Below are 16,567 nucleotides of genomic sequence, written 5' to 3' on the forward strand. Positions count from 1 at the left end.
GTGAACAGACGTAACTTTATTAAAGCAGCCTCTGGCGGGGCATTGCTGCTGGGCGCGTCGCCGTCCATCAGCCATGCGGCTGCGGAAAACCGTCCGCCCATCCCGGGTTCCCTGGGGATGCTGTATGACTCGACGCTGTGCGTGGGCTGTCAGGCGTGTGTGACCAAATGCCAGGATATCAACTTCCCGGCGCGTAACCCGGAAGGGGCGCAAACCTGGTCGAATAACGACAAGCTGTCGCCTTACACCAATAACATCATTCAGGTGTGGCATAGCGGAAGTGGCGTCAATAAAGATCAGACAGAGAACGGCTACGCGTATATTAAGAAACAGTGTATGCACTGCGTTGACCCTAACTGCGTCTCCGTTTGCCCGGTATCCGCGCTGAAGAAAGACCCGAAAACCGGCATCGTTCATTACAACAAAGACGTCTGTACTGGCTGTCGCTACTGCATGGTCGCCTGCCCGTACAACGTGCCGAAATACGACTACAACAACCCGTTTGGCGCGCTGCACAAGTGTGAACTGTGCAACCAGAAGGGCGTTGAACGCCTGGACAAAGGCGGTCTGCCGGGGTGCGTTGAGGTATGTCCGGCGGGCGCGGTGATTTTTGGTACGCGAGAAGAGCTAATGGCGGAGGCGCAAAAACGCCTGGCGCTGAAGCCTGGCAGCGAATACCACTATCCGCGCCAGACGTTGCAGACTGGCGATACGTATCTGCATACCGTACCGAAGTATTACCCGCATCTGTACGGTGAAAAAGAAGGCGGCGGCACGCAGGTGCTGGTGCTGACCGGCGTTCCTTACCAGAATCTGGATCTCCCTCAACTGGCCGATCTGTCAACTGGCGCGCGTTCTGAACACATTCAACACACCCTGTATAAAGGCATGATGCTGCCACTGGCTGTGCTGGCGGGCTTAACCGTGATGGTTCGTCGTAATACGAAAAACGAGCATCACGACGGAGGAGACGATCATGAGTCATGATCCTAAACCGCTGGGCGGGAAAATAATCAGTAAACCGATCATCATCTTCGGGCCGCTTGTCGTCCTGTGCATGCTTCTCATTGTGAAACGTCTGGTCTTCGGGCTGGGATCGGTCTCCGATCTGAACGGCGGCTTCCCCTGGGGCGTGTGGATCGCTTTTGACCTGCTGATCGGCACCGGCTTCGCATGCGGCGGTTGGGCGCTGGCGTGGGCGGTGTATGTCTTCAACCGGGGGCAATACCATCCGCTGGTGCGCCCGGCGCTGCTGGCAAGCCTGTTCGGTTACTCTTTGGGCGGGCTGTCGATCACTATTGACGTTGGTCGTTACTGGAACCTGCCGTATTTCTACATCCCAGGGCACTTCAATGTGAACTCGGTGCTGTTTGAAACGGCGGTCTGTATGACCATCTACATCGGCGTGATGGCGCTGGAGTTTGCTCCCGCGCTGTTTGAACGCCTGGGCTGGAAAGTCTCGCTGAAGCGTCTGAACAAAGTGATGTTCTTTGTTATCGCCCTCGGGGCGTTGCTGCCGACCATGCACCAGTCGTCAATGGGATCGTTGATGATTGCCGCCGGTATTAAAGTACATCCGCTGTGGCAGAGCTATGAAATGCTACCGTTGTTCTCATTGTTCACCGCTTTCATCATGGGTTTCTCCATCGTTATTTTTGAAGGCTCTCTGGTGCAGAGCGGCTTAAAAGGCAACGGCCCGGATGAGAAAAGTTTGTTTATCAAGCTGACCGGTACTATCAGCGTTTTCATCGCGCTGTTCCTCGTGTGCCGTTTTGGTGAACTGATTTACCGCGACAAGCTCTCTTATGCGTTTGCCGGTGACTACTACTCCTTGCTGTTCTGGGTTGAAGTCCTGCTGATGGTCTTCCCGCTGGTGGTGCTTCGTCTGCCGAAACTGCGCGGCGACTCGCGGATGTTGTATCTGTCCGCCCTCAGTATGCTGCTGGGCTGCGCAACGTGGCGTATGTCCTACTCGCTGGTGGCGTTCAATCCCGGCGGCGGCTACCACTACTTCCCCACCTGGGAAGAACTGCTGATTTCTATTGGTTTTGTGGCTATTGAGATTTGTGCATACATCTTACTCATTCGTCTACTGCCGATACTTCCTCCATTAAAACAAAACGATCACAATCGTCATGAGGCGAGCAAAGCATGAGCCAGAGAATTACTATTGATCCGGTAACCCGTATTGAGGGTCATTTACGCATCGACTGCGAAATCGAAAACGGTGTGGTGTCAAAAGCATGGGCATCCGGCACCATGTGGCGCGGCATGGAAGAGATCGTGAAGAATCGCGATCCGCGCGATGCCTGGATGATTGTGCAGCGTATCTGTGGCGTATGCACCACGACCCACGCGATCTCTTCCGTTCGTGCGGCGGAGAGCGCGCTGAAGATTGACGTTCCGGTCAATGCGCAGTACATCCGTAACATCATTCTGGCGGCGCATACTACCCATGACCATATTGTGCACTTCTACCAGCTTTCTGCGCTGGACTGGGTGGATATCACCTCTGCGCTGAAAGCCGATCCGGAGAAAGCGTCGGCGCTGTTGAACGGCGTGTCGAGCTGGCACCTGAATAGCGCGGAAGAGTTCACGAAGGTGCAGAACAAGATCAAAGACCTCGTTGCCAGCGGCCAGTTAGGGATTTTCGCTAACGGCTACTGGGGACACCCGGCGATGAAACTGCCGCCGGAAGTGAACCTGATTGCGGTCGCGCACTATCTGCAAGCGCTGGAATGCCAGCGTGACGCCAACCGCGTGGTGGCGCTGCTGGGCGGTAAAACGCCGCACATCCAGAACCTGGCGGTGGGTGGGGTGGCGAACCCGATCAACCTCGACGGTCTCGGCGTGCTGAACCTTGAACGCCTGATGTACATCAAGTCCTTCATCGACAAGCTGAGCGACTTTGTTGAGCAGGTTTACAAGGTGGATACGGCGGTAATCGCGGCGTTCTATCCAGAATGGCTGGAGCGCGGAAAAGGCGCGGTTAACTACCTGAGCGCGCCGGAATTTCCGACCGACGGTAAAAACGGCAGCTTCCTGTTCCCTGGCGGCTATATCCAGAATGCGGATCTGTCGACGTATCGCCCGATCGCCTCGCATTCCGATGAATACCTGATTAAAGGGATTCAGGAGAGTGCGAAGCACGCCTGGTACAAAGACGAAGCGCCGCAGGAACCGTGGGAAGGGACTACCGTCCCGGAATACACCGGTTGGTCTGATGACGGTAAATACTCGTGGGTTAAGTCCCCGACCTTTTACGGCAAAACCGTTGAAGTGGGGCCGCTGGCCAATATGCTGGTTAAACTGGCGGCGGGACGCGAGTCCACGAAGGCCAAACTGAATGAAATCATCGCGATCTACCAGAAACTGACCGGTAAAACGCTGGAAGTGGCGCAACTGCACTCCACGCTGGGGCGTATCATTGGCCGCACCGTTCACTGCTGCGAATTGCAGGGTATTCTGCAAAACCAGTACAGCGCGCTGATCGCCAATATCGGGAAAGGCGACCACACCACGTTCGTTAAACCGGATATCCCGGCGACGGGTGAGTTTAAAGGGGTAGGCTTCCTTGAGGCGCCGCGCGGTATGCTTTCTCACTGGATGGTCATTAAAGACGGCATTATCAGCAACTACCAGGCGGTGGTTCCGTCCACCTGGAACTCCGGTCCGCGTAACTTTAACGATGAAGTGGGGCCGTACGAGCAGTCGCTGGTGGGGACGCCGATCGCCGATCCAGAAAAACCGCTGGAAGTGGTGCGTACCATTCACTCCTTCGACCCTTGCATGGCGTGCGCGGTGCACGTAGTGGACGCTGACGGGAACGAAGTCGTCTCAGTTAAGGTTCTGTAATGCGGATTTTAGTGTTAGGGGTCGGCAATATTTTGCTGACCGATGAAGCCATCGGGGTGCGTATCGTTGAAGCATTAGAACAGCGGTACATCCTGCCGGATTTCGTGGAGATCCTTGATGGCGGCACGGCGGGAATGGAGCTTCTCGGCGATATGGCGGACAGAGATCACCTGATCATCGCGGACGCCATTGTGTCGAGAAAGAACACGCCGGGAACCCTTATGATCCTGCGTGATGATGAGGTGCCTGCGCTGTTCACCAACAAAATCTCACCGCATCAGCTTGGCCTGGCCGACGTTCTGTCGGCCCTGCGCTTCACTGGCGAGTTTCCGAAAAAGCTGACGCTGGTCGGCGTGATCCCGGAATCGCTGGAGCCGCATATCGGCCTGACGCCAACGGTTGAAGCGATGATTGAACCTGCTCTGGCGCAGGTTCTTGCCGCGCTGCGCGAGTCAGGCGTTGAGGCTATTCCACGGGAGGCTGCGCATGTCTGAGGAGATTTCAGGGTTCCCGTCCTCTCCGAGAATGCAGGTTCAGGCGGCGTTTGAAGAGATTGCCCGACGCTCAATGCACGATCTCTCGTTTTTGCACCCGAATATGCCGGTGTATGTCTCTGACTTCACCCTGTTTGAAGGGCAGTGGACGGGCAGCGTGATCGCGCCGTGGATGCTGAGCGCGCTGATTTTCCCCGGCCCCGACCAGCTCTGGCCGGTACGCAAAGTCAGTGAAAAACTCGGATTGCGTCTGCCGTATGGCGCGATGACCTTTACCGTTGGCGAACTGGACGGGGTTTCGCAATACCTCTCCTGCTCGCTGATGTCGCCGCTCAACCACGGTATGTCGGCGCAGGAGGGGATGCGTCTGGCGGACGATTGCGCGCGGATGCTGCTGTCGCTGCCGGTCAGCGATCCCGATGCACCGCAGCTGGCAGGGCGTCGTGCTCTGCTGTTTGGACGCCGGAGCGGCGAGCATGCATGAGCTGTCCCTGTGCCAGAGCGCGGTTGAGATTATCCAGCAGCAGGCGGAACAGCATGGCGTGACGCGAGTTACCGGCGTATGGCTGGAAATTGGCGCACTCTCATGCGTTGAAGAGAGCGCCGTGCGCTTCAGCTTTGATATCGTTTGCCAGGGTACGCTCGCGCAGGGGTGTGCGTTGCACATCGACTATAAACCCGCTCAGGCGTGGTGCTGGGATTGCAGCCAGGCGGTTGAAATCACGCAGCATGACGCGCAGTGCCCACACTGTCAGGGCGATCGCCTGCGGGTGGATACCGGCGACTCGCTGAAAGTGAAAAGTATTGAAGTGGAATAACGTCCAGGTGGTTAACTATGTGTATTGGAGTCCCGGGGCAGGTTCTGTCCGTTGGTGAAGATATTCACCAGCTTGCGCAGGTTGAAGTGTGCGGCATCAAGCGTGATGTGAATATTGCCCTGATCTGCGAAGACAGCCCTGCAACGCTGGTGGGGCAGTGGGTGTTGGTGCATGTGGGATTTGCCATGAGCATCATTGATGAAGAGGAAGCCAAAGCCACATTAGACGCGCTACGCCGAATGGAGTATGACGTTACCAGCGCCTGATAATCCCTGAAGGCAATCTATCAAGCGGCCTTGCAATCGTTGTATACTAATATATATATCGATTGTGAGGACATCTCCCATGTTTAAATCCTTACGCCAGCTCTCCCTGCTGGCGTTGCTTTTTTCCCTGCCGTTTATGGCTCAGGCCGAGCGTACGTTTACCGATCAGATTGGTCGCCAGGTTACCGTCCCGGATACGGTGGATCGCGTGGTGGTACTCCAGCATCAGACGCTGAATTTGCTGGTGCAGATGAACGCCACCGACAAAATTGTTGGCGTGATGGCGAACTGGAAACAACAGCTTGGCGACGGTTATGCCCGCCTGGCGCCGGAGCTGACAACGAAAGCCGCGTTGGGTGATTTAACCCACGTTGATGCGGAAAAACTGGTCGCGCTGCATCCACAGGTGGTGTTTGTCACTAACTATGCGCCGCAGGAAATGATCGACAAAATCAGCAGCCTGGGTATTTCGGTGGTGGCGATTTCTCTGCGCCATGATGCGGCGGGCGAACAGGCTAAAATGAACCCGACAATGACGGATGAAGAGCAGGCTTACGATCAAGGGCTGCGTGAAGGGATCACGCTGATCGGCGATATCGTCAATAAACCTGACGAAGCAAAAGCGCTGATTGCCGCAACGGATGAGGGGCGCAAGATGGTGAGCGATCGCCTGAAAAACATCCCGGAAGATCAACGCGTTCGCGCCTATATGGCGAACCCGGAACTGACCACCTACGGCTCCGGTAAATATACTGGCCTGATGATGGCGCACGCGGGGGCGTTGAATGTGGCGGCATCGACCATCAAAGGCTTTAAGCAGGTCGCGATGGAACAGGTTATCGCCTGGAATCCGCAGGTGATTTTTGTTCAGGATCGCTATCCGAAAGTGGTGGATGAGATCCTGCAAAGCCCGCAGTGGCAGGTGATTGATGCGGTGAAAAATCATCGCGTCTATCTGATGCCGGACTACGCGAAGGCCTGGGGCTATCCGATGCCGGAAGCGATGGGCATTGGCGAGCTGTGGATGGCGAAAAAACTCTATCCGCAGAAATTCCAGGATATTGATATGCGCAAGGTCGCCAATGACTGGTATCAGCGTTTTTATCGCACTGACTATCAGGGCGTTGACTGATGAAAATCCTTGCCGCAGGCAGTCTGCGTGCCGTCTGGCAACCGCTAATGGCCTGTTTTCAGGCAGAGACGATCCGCTGTGATTTCGGCCCGGCGGGATTGCTGCGTGAACGGATTGAAGCCGGTGAGCCGTGCGACTTTTTCGCCTCGGCTAATGTGGCGCATCCGCAGGCGCTGCTGGCGAGCGGGCGGGCGCTGTCGGTTTCGTCCTTTGCGCTGAATCGCCTCTGCCTGACCGTGCGTGCTGACGCTATGCGGGAGGGCGACAACTGGCGGTCGTTGCTGATGCGCGAGGATCTGCGAATTGGCACATCAACGCCGGGCTGCGATCCTTCCGGTGATTACACGCAACAGCTTTTTTCGCGAATGGGAGCCGTCGGCGAGGCGATCCGCTCGCGTGCTGTGGCGCTGGTCGGCGGCCGGGATTCTTTGCCGCTTCCCGCCGGAGCGCTGGCGGCGCAATGGTTAATCGACCACGATCACACGGATGTTTTTATTGGTTATGCCAGCTATGCCCCCAGACTGCGGCAAATCAGTACCCTGCGCGTGGTTGATATTCCTGAACCGTATAATCCGATCGCTGAGTACGCGTTTGCCTGTCTGACGGCGCGCGGAAAACCGCTTGCCGAATTTCTGCTTTCCACTCCGGCAGGACTGATTCTCATGCAACATGGGTTTAATTAAACGCCGACTATCACAAACCCGTGGGCCTGATAAGCGGAGCGCCATCAGGCAATATAACGCCTGATGGCGACATTAAAATCTCATCCGGCATCACGGTTTAGCTCTGACGCTTATCTTCGGTTTGTGTGTCGAAGTCGCTGGCGTCGTGACGCTCATGAAGCTGCTCGTTGAGCGGCCCGTTGGTGCGGTTCACAATGCGCCCGCGTTTGACCGCCGGACGTTCCGCAATCTCTTTCGCCCAGCGCTGTACGTGCTTATAGCTTCCCGCATCCAGAAATTCTGCGGCGTCATACACGTTGCCGAGCACGACATTGCCAAACCACGGCCAGATAGCCATATCGGCAATGGTGTACTCATCGCCCGCCACATACGGATGACGCGCCAGCTGCTTATCCAGCACGTCCAGCAGACGCTTGGCTTCCATCGTAAAACGGTTGATCGCGTACTCTATTTTCACCGGCGCGTAGTTGTAGAAGTGACCAAAGCCGCCGCCGAGGAACGGCGCCGCCCCCTGGAGCCAGAACAACCAGTTCAGGGTTTCGGTACGTTTAGCGAGATCCTGCGGCAGGAAATAACCAAATTTTTCCGCCAGGTAGAGCAGGATTGCGCCGGACTCAAAGACACGCAGCGGCGGGTTTTGCGAGTGGTCGCGCAGCGCCGGGATTTTTGAGTTTGGGTTCACATCGACAAAACCGCTGGAGAACTGATCGCCGTCGCCAATGCGAATCAGCCAGGCGTCATACTCTGCGCCCGTCACGCCCTGCGCCAGCAACTCCTCCAGCATGATGGTCACTTTCTGGCCGTTTGGCGTTCCCAGGGAGTAGAGCTGTAGCGGATGCTTGCCGACGGGCAACGTCTTGTCGTGAGTCGGGCCAGAAACGGGACGGTTGATATTGGCGAATGCGCCGCCGCCTGCGGATTTATCCCACGTCCATACTTTCGCGGGTTGATAAGTATTCTCTGACATGTTGACCTGCCTTCTGGGTTGGTGTGTTGAAGCAGTGTAGCAGTCGGAGGCCATGCGGTTTAACAGATTGGGACATTAAGCGCCGGTTTTTTCGCTGGAAGGGGAACACAATATAACTCGTTAATTGTAGCCCGCCTGTACTCCATCAAGAGGAAATCAATATCAGACGGAAATTGTTACCGTACTCGCCATTAAAAATTGGCAGTGAATAAGCAGTAACAATGAAAAATGGTGTTCCAGGAGTAAGCGGTTATCAGGGCCCGGCGGGCGGCTGGGGAGCTGTGAAAGCGGTCTCTGCGTCGGTGTTTTCCCAAAAGGCCGTCACGCGCGATATTATCGCGATGTTCAAAATGAATCAGGTCAAAGGCTTTGACTGCCCTGGCTGCGCATGGCCTGACCCTGGCCATCGGGCGCCGATGGAACTTTGTGAGAATGGCGTCAAAGCGGTCTCCTGGGAAACCACCAGCAAGAAAGCCTCACCGGCGTTTTTCCGTCGTCATCCGGTGTCCACCTTATGGCAGTACAGTGATTACGAGCTGGAAAATATTGGCCGCCTGACGCACCCGATGAAATATGATGCCGTAACCGATACCTGGCAAGCCGTGGAATGGGACATCGCGTTTCAGGAAATCGGCGAACGCCTGCGCAGCTACGATTCCCCGGAACAGGTAGAGTTTTATACCTCCGGCAGAACCTCGAATGAAGCGGCGTTCCTGTATCAGCTGTTTGCCCGCGAATACGGCAGCAACAACTTCCCGGACTGTTCCAATATGTGCCACGGCCCGACCAGCGCAGGGCTGACGCGCGCTATTGGTCTGGGGAAAGGCACCGTTGAACTGGCGGATTTTGACCACTGCGATCTGGTGATTTGCATCGGGCATAATCCGGGAACCAACCATCCTCGTATGCTGACCACGCTGCGCGATGTGGCAAAGCGCGGCACCAAAATTATCGCTATCAATCCGCTGGCGGAGCGAGGCCTTGAACGCTTTAGCTTCCCGCAAAGCCCTAAAGAGATGCTCACCGGCCAGGCGACCGAACTCAGCAGCAGCTACTACCAGGTGAAAATGGGCGGCGATGCGTCGCTGCTCAAAGGCATGATGAAGGCGCTGATTGAAATGGATGAGGCGCGGGTGCTGCTAAACCAGCAGCCTTGCCTCGATCATGAGTTTATTGCTGCGCATACCGCCGGTTATCAGGCGCTGTATGATGACCTGCGCCAGTGCCACTGGGCGGAACTGGAAGCGGATTCAGGTCTGACGCGCAGCCAGATGGAAGATTTAGCGCACAGCTACAATAAATCGCGCGCCACCATCATTTGCTACGGCCTGGGGATCACCCAGCATAAAAACGGCACCGGGAATGTGCAGCAGCTGGTTAACCTGCTGTTGCTGAAAGGCAATATCGGAAAGCCGGGCGCGGGTATCTGCCCGTTGCGTGGGCATTCCAATGTGCAGGGCGACCGTTCGGTTGGGATTAACGAAGCGGCGTCGGACGCCTTCCTGCAACGCCTTGAAGCGCGTTTTGCCATTACCGTTCCTCGTCAACACGGCCGCGCCAGCGTGGAGAGCATTCGGGCGATAGAGCGGGGCGAGGCTAAGGCGTTAATCTGCATGGGCGGCAATCTGGCCGTGGCGATGCCGCAGCCGCAGCGGACGTTTGCGGCGATGCAAAAGCTGGATATGCAGGTGCATGTGGCAACCAAACTGAACCGCTCGCACCTGCTGCTGGCGAAGCATAACTATCTGCTGCCCGCGTTGGGCAGAACGGAGCGCGACCTTCAGGCGACGGGGATTCAGTCCGTCACCGTCGAAGATTCGATGTCGATGGTGCACGCCTCCTGCGGCTCTCTGAAACCGGCTTCGCCGTGGCTGAAATCGGAACCTGCGATTGTGGCGGGAATGGCACGCGCCACGCTTACGCGCTCGCCGGTGAACTGGGAAGAGATGGTGGAAAACTATGCTCTGATCCGCGACGCCATTGAAGCCGTTATTCCGGCGTTTCATGACTACAATGCCCGCATTGCCACGCCGGGCGGATTTCGCATGGACACGCCTGCCTCGCGCCGTGAGTGGCATACCGGGAATGGCAAAGCCAACTTTGTCGTTAGCCAGCAGCGCGCCGTTGAGCGTCAGCAGCAACCCGCTGATGCGCTGGTGCTGGCAACGCTGCGCAGCCACGATCAGTACAACACCACCATTTATGGCCTGAATGACCGTTATCGCGGTATTACTGGCCGCCGTGACGTCGTGTTTTTAAATGCGGCGGAAGCCAGGGCGCGCGGGCTGGCGCAGGGCGATGTGGTGACCATTCAGGCGCTGGACGATCATGGCCGCCCTTGTGAGGATCGCGCGATGTGCGGGCTGACGGTCGTGATCTACAACATGGCGGCAGGATCGATTGGCGCCTATCTGCCGGAAGCGAATGTGCTGTTGTCTCTGGATGCAGTCGATAGCGAAAGCCTGACGCCAGCCTATAAGAGCGTGCCGGTGGTTATCAATAAAGCATCGTTCCCGCTATGAATTTTTTGTCTCTGTGCGCCGTCTGGCCGGGTAGAGGTGTATGATGAATCGACCTCTGTCCGGTTAGTGTTATTGAGCAGGCAAGCAGAGCGAAAAATTCACGCCATACTGCTCAGGCTGTATTGTTTTGAGGTAAGGTGCATGAGCAAAGGAACGACCCGTCAGGATGCCCCGTTCGGGACATTATTGGGCTACGCCCCCGGTGGCGTAGCAATCTACTCTTCAGATTACAGCTCCCTCGACCCACGGGAATACAGCGATGATGCCGCGTTTCGCAGCTACATCGGCAACGAGTATATGGGCCATAAATGGCAGTGCGTTGAGTTCGCCCGCCGCTTTCTCTTTCTCAATTATGGGGTTGTGTTCACGGATGTCGGCATGGCGTGGGAGATCTTCTCGCTGCGTTTCCTGCGCGAAGTGGTGAACGACAACATCCTGCCGTTACAGGCGTTCCCCAATGGTTCGCCCCGCGCGCCGGTCGCTGGCGCGCTGCTTATCTGGCAAAACGGCGGCGAGTTTAAAGATACCGGCCATGTGGCGATCATTACCCAGTTGCTGGACAACAAGATCCGTATCGCCGAACAGAATGTGATCCACACGCCGCTGCCCCCAGGGCAACAGTGGACCCGCGAGCTGGATATGGTGGTGGAAAACGGCTGCTATACCCTGCGCGATACCTTTGACGACACCACGATCCTCGGCTGGATGATTCAGACCGAGGACACGCAGTACAGCCTGCCTCAACCAGACATCGCCAACGATTCACTGAAGATTCGCGGCGCGCGGCTGGAAGAGAAAGGGCAGTTTGACGGCAAATGGCTGGATGAGCGGGACCCGCTGCAAAAAGCCTATGTGCTGGCGAACGGACATGTGATTAATCAGGACCCGCATCAGTATTTCACCATTACGGAAAGCGCCGAGCAGGAGCTGATTAAAGCCACCAACGAGCTGCATCTGATGTACCTGCATGCCACCGACAAGGTGCTGAAAGACGATAACCTGCTGGCGCTGTTCGACATTCCGAAAATCCTCTGGCCGCGTTTGCGCCTCTCCTGGCAGCGTCGTCGCCACCATATGATCACCGGTCGTATGGATTTCTGTATGGATGAACGCGGCCTGAAGGTGTACGAGTACAACGCCGATTCCGCATCATGCCATACCGAAGCGGGGCTGATCCTCGAACGCTGGGCCGAAAAGGGCTACACCGGGAAGGGACATAATCCGGCGGAAGGGTTGATCAACGAACTGGCGGGCGCATGGAAACACAGCCTCGCGCGTCCTTTCGTCCACATCATGCAGGATAAGGACATTGAGGAGAACTATCACGCCCAGTTTATGCAGCAGGCGCTGCGCCAGGCCGGGTTTGAAAGCAAAATTCTCCGGGGACTGGATGCGCTGCGTTGGGATGATGCCGGTCAGCTGATTGACGGCGATGGCCGCCTGGTGAACTGCGTCTGGAAAACCTGGGCGTGGGAAACCGCAATTGAACAGGTGCGTGAAGTCAGCGAGACGGAATACGCCGCCGTGCCGATTCGTACCGGCCATCCTGAAAATGAAGTGCGGTTGATTGATGTGCTATTGCGACCGGAAGTGCTGGTGTTTGAACCGCTGTGGACGGTGATCCCCGGCAATAAGGCTATTTTGCCTATCCTGTGGTCGCTCTTCCCGCATCACCGCTATTTGCTGGATACCGATTTCACGGTTAATGACGAACTGGCGCGCACCGGTTATGCGGTGAAACCGATCGCCGGGCGCTGCGGCAGCAATATCGATCTGGTGAGCCATCAGGAAGAGTTACTCGATAAAACCAGTGGGAAATTTGCCGCGCAGAAAAACATTTACCAGCAGTTGTGGTGCCTGCCAAACGTGGCCGGGAAGTATATTCAGGTCTGCACTTTCACCGTTGGCGGCAACTATGGCGGTACGTGCCTGCGTGGCGATGATTCGCTGGTTATCAAAAAAGAAAGCGATATCGAGCCGTTAATTGTGGAAAAAGGGGAATAGCCTCTTCTGAAAAAGAGCCCGGGGCGTGATGCGCCAGCGTCCGCCCTGGCCATTCAATGCCCGGAGATTCGTGACAGACGTTCTGTCGGGAGTATCAGGCAATCATCCGGCAGGATTAGGCTCACTCTGCCATTCATCAAACCGCTACAGTTTCAGGTGGAAAACAAACAACTGGAGCTGCTATGAAAACCATCGGTTATGCTGCATTAAACGCGACTACGCCACTGGCCCCTTTTACGTTTGAACGACGTGCATTGCGTGCCAATGATGTGGCGATCGAAATCCTGTGGTCAGGCGTCTGTCACAGCGATCTGCATCAAACCCGTGACGACTGGAAAGAGTGGGGCGCGACGATTTACCCCTGTATTCCCGGACACGAAATTATTGGCCGGGTGATTGATGTCGGCAGTAAAGTGACGCGTTATCAGGTCGGGCAACAGGTGGCGGTCGGAACCCTTGTCGATAGCTGTCAGGAGTGCGATCAGTGCCGCAGGCACGAAGAGCAAATGTGCCGTGAGTTTCCGACGGTGACCTATAACGGGCGTGACCGCATCTCAGGAGACGTCACTTACGGCGGTTACTCGAAACATATCGTGGTTCGCGAGGAGTTTGTCCTGAATCTGCCGGAAGGCCTTGATCCGGCCAGAGCGGCGCCGTTGCTTTGCGCGGGCATCACCGTTTACTCGCCGCTGCGGACCTGGAACGTTGGCCCCGGCTCGCGCGTAGGGGTGATTGGCATCGGTGGCCTGGGGCACCTTGCGGTTCGTCTGGCGGCCGCTTTGGGCGCAGAGGTGACGGTTATCACCCGCAGTGAGTCAAAAGCGAAAGAGGCGCATGAGCTGGGCGCCGAACACGTTCTGCTCTCGACCTCCGCAGAGGCGATGAATAACGCGGCGTCCTCTTTTGATGTGATTATTGACACCATCCCGACGCGCCATGATGTTTCGCCCTACGTTCAGCTACTTGATGTGGAAGGGGCGCTGGTTATTGTCGGTAATCTGGGGAATATGGAAGGGTTCAGCACCTTGCCGCTGATTCTGGGGCGTCGTCGCATCACGGGTTCACCGTCTGGCGGAATTGCACAAACGCAGGAGATGCTGGATTTCTGTGCCCGTAAAGGTGTGTACCCGGAGTGTGAGATCATCGATATCCAGCAGATTAATCAGGCTTTTGAGCGTATGGAGCGGGGTGATGTGAAATACCGCTTTGTGATTGATATGGCTTCACTGTCGAACTGACGGTAAGCAACGCATATCGGATCGGCTGTTTTGCTGTCCGATATGCGTGTATCAGTGCGGTATCCCGGTTAGCGTTCCCACTTCCCGGACGCGTTCTGCGCCTTTCAGCGACTGCACTTTATCGCCGATTGGCGTGATGCCGAACAAGCGTTTGTACTCCCTGTGAAACTGACTGACGCTTTCATAACCCACTCTGATGGCCGCTGTCGAGGCATCCACATTATCTGACAACAACAGGCGTCTGGCTTCATGGAGCCGTAATTGCTTCTGATACTGCAACGGGCTCATGTTGGTCATGCGACGAAAGTGGTGATGCAGCGTCGAAACGCCCATTCCTGCAATCCCGGCCAGATCCTCCATTTTTAATGGTTGGGAATAGTGCGTGCGTAACCAGTTGATTGCGGAAGATATCCTCTGGCTGCTCGATCCCGTCAGTACGGTTTCCCGCAGCGTCATACCTGCCGGGCTGGTTAAAATACGATACAGAATTTCCCGCTGAATCAGGTTGCCGATATACCCTTTATCCTGCGGGCGTTCTGCGAGCGTGATGTAGCGCAGTATGGCGTCAAACAAAAAACGGTCGGCATGGCTGAGCGAGAGTCCTTCGCCTGCGAATCCCACGTCATTGCCGTGCTGTTCCATATCAACCAATACTTCGCGCGCAACAGATAAATCCAGTTCCAGCAACAGCGATATAAAAGGACGCTCGGCGCTGGCCTGCATCACTTCGGCGACGGTTGGCAGATTGACCGCCGTCAGAAGAAAGCGGGATTCGTTGTACACATAGGCCGTATCGCCTAACGTGACGCGCTTTTCTCCCTGGAGGATCAGCGACACGCTGGGCTGGTAAATATAAGAAAGCGGCGGCATTGGGCCGTGGAGTTCAGCAACGCTCAGACCGGGGAACGGGCAAACGACCCGCTCCTGATGTTCGGTATATGTTCTGACTTTTGCGGTAATTTCGTGGCGCAGCGATGCGGTGTCCTGCCGCAGGCGATCATCCTGTGAGTTCGGGCGGTGATCCAGCATGGTCAGACTCCTCAACATAGGTTCGTATGTTTTAAACTGGAATGCAGCCGCCCGCGACCCCTTTTTTTGCTAATTGACTTGCCAGCTCATCCGTCGTGGTTGGTATATCAGCTATTCACAAAGGCCAGCAGGTCGGCGTTGACCCGATCTGCATGCGTGGTGGGGATGCCGTGCGGGGCTCCCTTGTACGTATTCAGCGTACCGTTTTTGAGCAGCCCGGCTGAAAGTACGCCGGAATCATGGTAGGGAACGACCTGATCGTCATCGCCGTGGATAACCAGAACCGGGATAGTGATGCGCTTGAGATCTTCCGTGAAATCCGTCTGCGAGAACGCGACGATACCGTCGTAGTGCGCTTTGGCTCCCCCCATCATTCCCTGACGCCACCAGTTCCAGATGACCGCTTCAGACGGACTGGAACCCGGACGGTTGTAGCCATAGAAAGGACCCGCAGGGATATCGTAATAGAACTGCGCCCGACTGGCGGCCAGCTGCGCCTGGAAGTCGTCAAACACCGACCGGGGCGTACCCTGCGGATTGCTGTCGGTTTTTACCATCAATGGCGGAACTGCGCTGATCAGCACGGCCCTGGAGACGTTATCTTCGCCGTGACGCACGATATAGCGCACGACCTCGCCACCGCCGGTTGAATGCCCGACGTGCATTGCGCCCTGGACGCCTAAATGCTTAACGACTGCGGCAACGTCATCGGCATAATGATCCATGTCATGACCGTCCCACACCTGGCTGGAACGTCCATGACCACGCCTGTCGTGCGCGACGACCCTGAACCCCTTGTCCACGAAAAACAGCATTTGAGCATCCCAGTCGTCGCTGGAGAGCGGCCAGCCGTGGTGGAAGAAGATCACTTTTCCCTCTTTCGGTCCCCAGTCCTTATAGAAAATATCAACGCCATCGCTGGTTGTTACGTAACCCATATCGTTTCTCCGGTTCAGTAAGTTGTTAAAGGGAGAGACTTGTCTTGCACGTAGCGCCAGGACGTTGGCTCCCGGAAAAAGGAGAAACGTCAGGGTCTGCGCGCGCGTCCGGCAACGATCTTCTGTTGACCGTTTAGAGAGTATAAGTTTAAAGTTAACTTTAAGGTCAAGAGAGGTCTGTAAACGGTATGAAGATTGGTGAACTGGCAAAAGTAACGGGGCTTACGCCCTCCCGTATTCGGTTTTACGAAGCAGAAGGGCTGATCAGTCCTCCTCAGCGTCAGAGCAACGGGTATCGTAATTATTCGGCGGAGGTGGCGAATCTGCTGAAGATTATTGATAACGCTCAGCGTGCCGGTTTTTCACTTGGGCAGATCCGCTGCTTTTTACCGCAGGAGCAGAAAAAGTGGGATCACGAGGGGTTGATACAATCCCTGGAGAAGCGTATCGCGGAGATTGAACTCATGCAGAAGCAGCTTGAAGAGAGCAAGAGCGAGTTGCTGAGTCTGATCGCCAGTATTGCAAACCGGCCTGACGGGATTTCCTGTGAGGACAACATGCAGCGGCTGATAGGGCAATTGCGTAATCCTGCGACCGCCACGGAAAACCGGTAAAATAAAT

Annotated in this window: 16 protein-coding genes; 13 read left to right on the forward strand and 3 right to left on the reverse strand. The window is 56.1% G+C overall.

Features of this window, described 5'->3' with window-relative positions; all coding sequences use genetic code 11:
* The 9 genes from hybA to OGX80_RS14245 all read left to right on the forward strand — a co-directional run bounded on the left by hybA (position 1) and on the right by OGX80_RS14245 (position 7,248).
* Positions 1-987 (forward strand): hydrogenase 2 operon protein HybA, encoded by a 987-nt coding sequence (gene hybA, locus OGX80_RS14205; protein ID WP_024130950.1) that lies wholly within the window; start codon positions 1-3, stop codon positions 985-987.
* Positions 977-2,155 (forward strand): Ni/Fe-hydrogenase cytochrome b subunit, encoded by a 1,179-nt coding sequence (hybB, locus tag OGX80_RS14210; RefSeq protein ID WP_012135128.1) that lies wholly within the window; start codon positions 977-979, stop codon positions 2,153-2,155. Before hybA ends, hybB begins: the two co-directional genes overlap by 11 nt.
* Positions 2,152-3,855 carry a hydrogenase 2 large subunit gene (hybC, locus tag OGX80_RS14215; RefSeq protein WP_104868184.1) on the forward strand — a complete coding sequence of 568 codons (1,704 nt, stop codon included), beginning with the start codon at positions 2,152-2,154 and terminating at the stop codon, positions 3,853-3,855. The genes hybB and hybC overlap by 4 nt, the downstream gene beginning before the upstream one ends.
* Entirely contained in the window at positions 3,855-4,349 is a 495-nt protein-coding gene (locus OGX80_RS14220; protein ID WP_047461208.1) for a HyaD/HybD family hydrogenase maturation endopeptidase, read from the forward strand. The genes hybC and OGX80_RS14220 overlap by 1 nt, the downstream gene beginning before the upstream one ends.
* Entirely contained in the window at positions 4,342-4,833 is a 492-nt protein-coding gene (gene hybE / locus OGX80_RS14225; protein WP_012135125.1) for a hydrogenase-2 assembly chaperone, read from the forward strand. The genes OGX80_RS14220 and hybE overlap by 8 nt, the downstream gene beginning before the upstream one ends.
* A complete protein-coding gene (hypA, locus tag OGX80_RS14230; protein WP_012135124.1) occupies positions 4,826-5,167 on the forward strand; it encodes a hydrogenase maturation nickel metallochaperone HypA in 342 nt (113 codons plus the stop codon). The genes hybE and hypA overlap by 8 nt, the downstream gene beginning before the upstream one ends.
* Positions 5,168-5,184: 17 nt before the next feature.
* Positions 5,185-5,433, forward strand: coding sequence for a hydrogenase maturation factor HybG (gene hybG / locus OGX80_RS14235; protein ID WP_012135123.1), 249 nt, complete (start codon positions 5,185-5,187; stop codon positions 5,431-5,433).
* Positions 5,434-5,512: 79 nt separating this feature from the next.
* Entirely contained in the window at positions 5,513-6,565 is a 1,053-nt protein-coding gene (locus OGX80_RS14240; RefSeq protein ID WP_049011490.1) for an ABC transporter substrate-binding protein, read from the forward strand.
* A complete protein-coding gene (locus OGX80_RS14245) occupies positions 6,565-7,248 on the forward strand; it encodes a molybdate ABC transporter substrate-binding protein (RefSeq protein ID WP_115181105.1) in 684 nt (227 codons plus the stop codon). Before OGX80_RS14240 ends, OGX80_RS14245 begins: the two co-directional genes overlap by 1 nt.
* 97 nt (positions 7,249-7,345) lie before the next feature.
* Here OGX80_RS14245 and yghU read toward each other — a convergent pair whose 3' ends face one another.
* A complete protein-coding gene (gene yghU / locus OGX80_RS14250; protein WP_115181106.1) occupies positions 7,346-8,215 on the reverse strand; it encodes a glutathione-dependent disulfide-bond oxidoreductase in 870 nt (289 codons plus the stop codon).
* Positions 8,216-8,436: 221 nt separating this feature from the next.
* On the opposite strand from yghU, the gene OGX80_RS14255 reads away from it, so the two are divergent.
* The 3 genes from OGX80_RS14255 (at position 8,437) to OGX80_RS14265 (ending at position 13,979) form a co-directional block, all read left to right on the forward strand.
* Positions 8,437-10,737, forward strand: coding sequence for an FdhF/YdeP family oxidoreductase (locus OGX80_RS14255; protein WP_115181107.1), 2,301 nt, complete (start codon positions 8,437-8,439; stop codon positions 10,735-10,737).
* 141 nt (positions 10,738-10,878) lie between these two features.
* Positions 10,879-12,741, forward strand: coding sequence for a bifunctional glutathionylspermidine amidase/synthase (gene gss, locus OGX80_RS14260; protein WP_012135118.1), 1,863 nt, complete (start codon positions 10,879-10,881; stop codon positions 12,739-12,741).
* A 182-nt stretch (positions 12,742-12,923) separates the two neighbouring features.
* Positions 12,924-13,979 carry an NAD(P)-dependent alcohol dehydrogenase gene (locus tag OGX80_RS14265; RefSeq protein WP_012135116.1) on the forward strand — a complete coding sequence of 352 codons (1,056 nt, stop codon included), beginning with the start codon at positions 12,924-12,926 and terminating at the stop codon, positions 13,977-13,979.
* A gap of 51 nt (positions 13,980-14,030) precedes the next feature.
* Here OGX80_RS14265 and OGX80_RS14270 read toward each other — a convergent pair whose 3' ends face one another.
* Both OGX80_RS14270 and OGX80_RS14275 read right to left on the reverse strand, forming a co-directional pair.
* On the reverse strand, positions 14,031-15,008 hold the full coding sequence (locus OGX80_RS14270) for an AraC family transcriptional regulator (RefSeq protein ID WP_233644157.1): 978 nt from the start codon (positions 15,006-15,008) through the stop codon (positions 14,031-14,033).
* Positions 15,009-15,115: 107 nt separating this feature from the next.
* Positions 15,116-15,946 (reverse strand): alpha/beta fold hydrolase, encoded by an 831-nt coding sequence (locus tag OGX80_RS14275; protein WP_012135114.1) that lies wholly within the window; start codon positions 15,944-15,946, stop codon positions 15,116-15,118.
* Between the two features lie 188 nt (positions 15,947-16,134).
* Here OGX80_RS14275 and OGX80_RS14280 point away from each other — a divergent pair, with 188 nt between their 5' ends.
* Positions 16,135-16,560 (forward strand): MerR family transcriptional regulator, encoded by a 426-nt coding sequence (locus tag OGX80_RS14280; protein ID WP_047461225.1) that lies wholly within the window; start codon positions 16,135-16,137, stop codon positions 16,558-16,560.
* Positions 16,561-16,567 lie beyond the last annotated feature (7 nt).

The sequence above is a fragment of the Citrobacter sp. CK194 genome (assembly GCF_030333395.1).
Taxonomy (GTDB): Bacteria; Pseudomonadota; Gammaproteobacteria; order Enterobacterales; family Enterobacteriaceae; genus Citrobacter_B; species Citrobacter_B koseri.

Bases quoted from the DNA above. Each gene is read 5' to 3' on its own strand.
- OGX80_RS14270 (WP_233644157.1), bottom strand. From the start codon at position 15,008: ATGCTGGATCACCGCCCGAACTCACAGGATGATCGCCTGCGGCAGGAC.
- yghU (WP_115181106.1), bottom strand. From the start codon at position 8,215: ATGTCAGAGAATACTTATCAACCCGCGAAAGTATGGACGTGGGATAAA.
- OGX80_RS14220 (WP_047461208.1), top strand. From the start codon at position 3,855: ATGCGGATTTTAGTGTTAGGGGTCGGCAATATTTTGCTGACCGATGAA.
- hybG (WP_012135123.1), top strand. From the start codon at position 5,185: ATGTGTATTGGAGTCCCGGGGCAGGTTCTGTCCGTTGGTGAAGATATT.
- hybE (WP_012135125.1), top strand. From the start codon at position 4,342: ATGTCTGAGGAGATTTCAGGGTTCCCGTCCTCTCCGAGAATGCAGGTT.
- OGX80_RS14275 (WP_012135114.1), bottom strand. From the start codon at position 15,946: ATGGGTTACGTAACAACCAGCGATGGCGTTGATATTTTCTATAAGGAC.
- OGX80_RS14280 (WP_047461225.1), top strand. From the start codon at position 16,135: ATGAAGATTGGTGAACTGGCAAAAGTAACGGGGCTTACGCCCTCCCGT.
- hybC (WP_104868184.1), top strand. From the start codon at position 2,152: ATGAGCCAGAGAATTACTATTGATCCGGTAACCCGTATTGAGGGTCAT.
- OGX80_RS14265 (WP_012135116.1), top strand. From the start codon at position 12,924: ATGAAAACCATCGGTTATGCTGCATTAAACGCGACTACGCCACTGGCC.
- OGX80_RS14240 (WP_049011490.1), top strand. From the start codon at position 5,513: ATGTTTAAATCCTTACGCCAGCTCTCCCTGCTGGCGTTGCTTTTTTCC.
- OGX80_RS14255 (WP_115181107.1), top strand. From the start codon at position 8,437: ATGAAAAATGGTGTTCCAGGAGTAAGCGGTTATCAGGGCCCGGCGGGC.
- OGX80_RS14245 (WP_115181105.1), top strand. From the start codon at position 6,565: ATGAAAATCCTTGCCGCAGGCAGTCTGCGTGCCGTCTGGCAACCGCTA.
- gss (WP_012135118.1), top strand. From the start codon at position 10,879: ATGAGCAAAGGAACGACCCGTCAGGATGCCCCGTTCGGGACATTATTG.
- hybB (WP_012135128.1), top strand. From the start codon at position 977: ATGAGTCATGATCCTAAACCGCTGGGCGGGAAAATAATCAGTAAACCG.
- hypA (WP_012135124.1), top strand. From the start codon at position 4,826: ATGCATGAGCTGTCCCTGTGCCAGAGCGCGGTTGAGATTATCCAGCAG.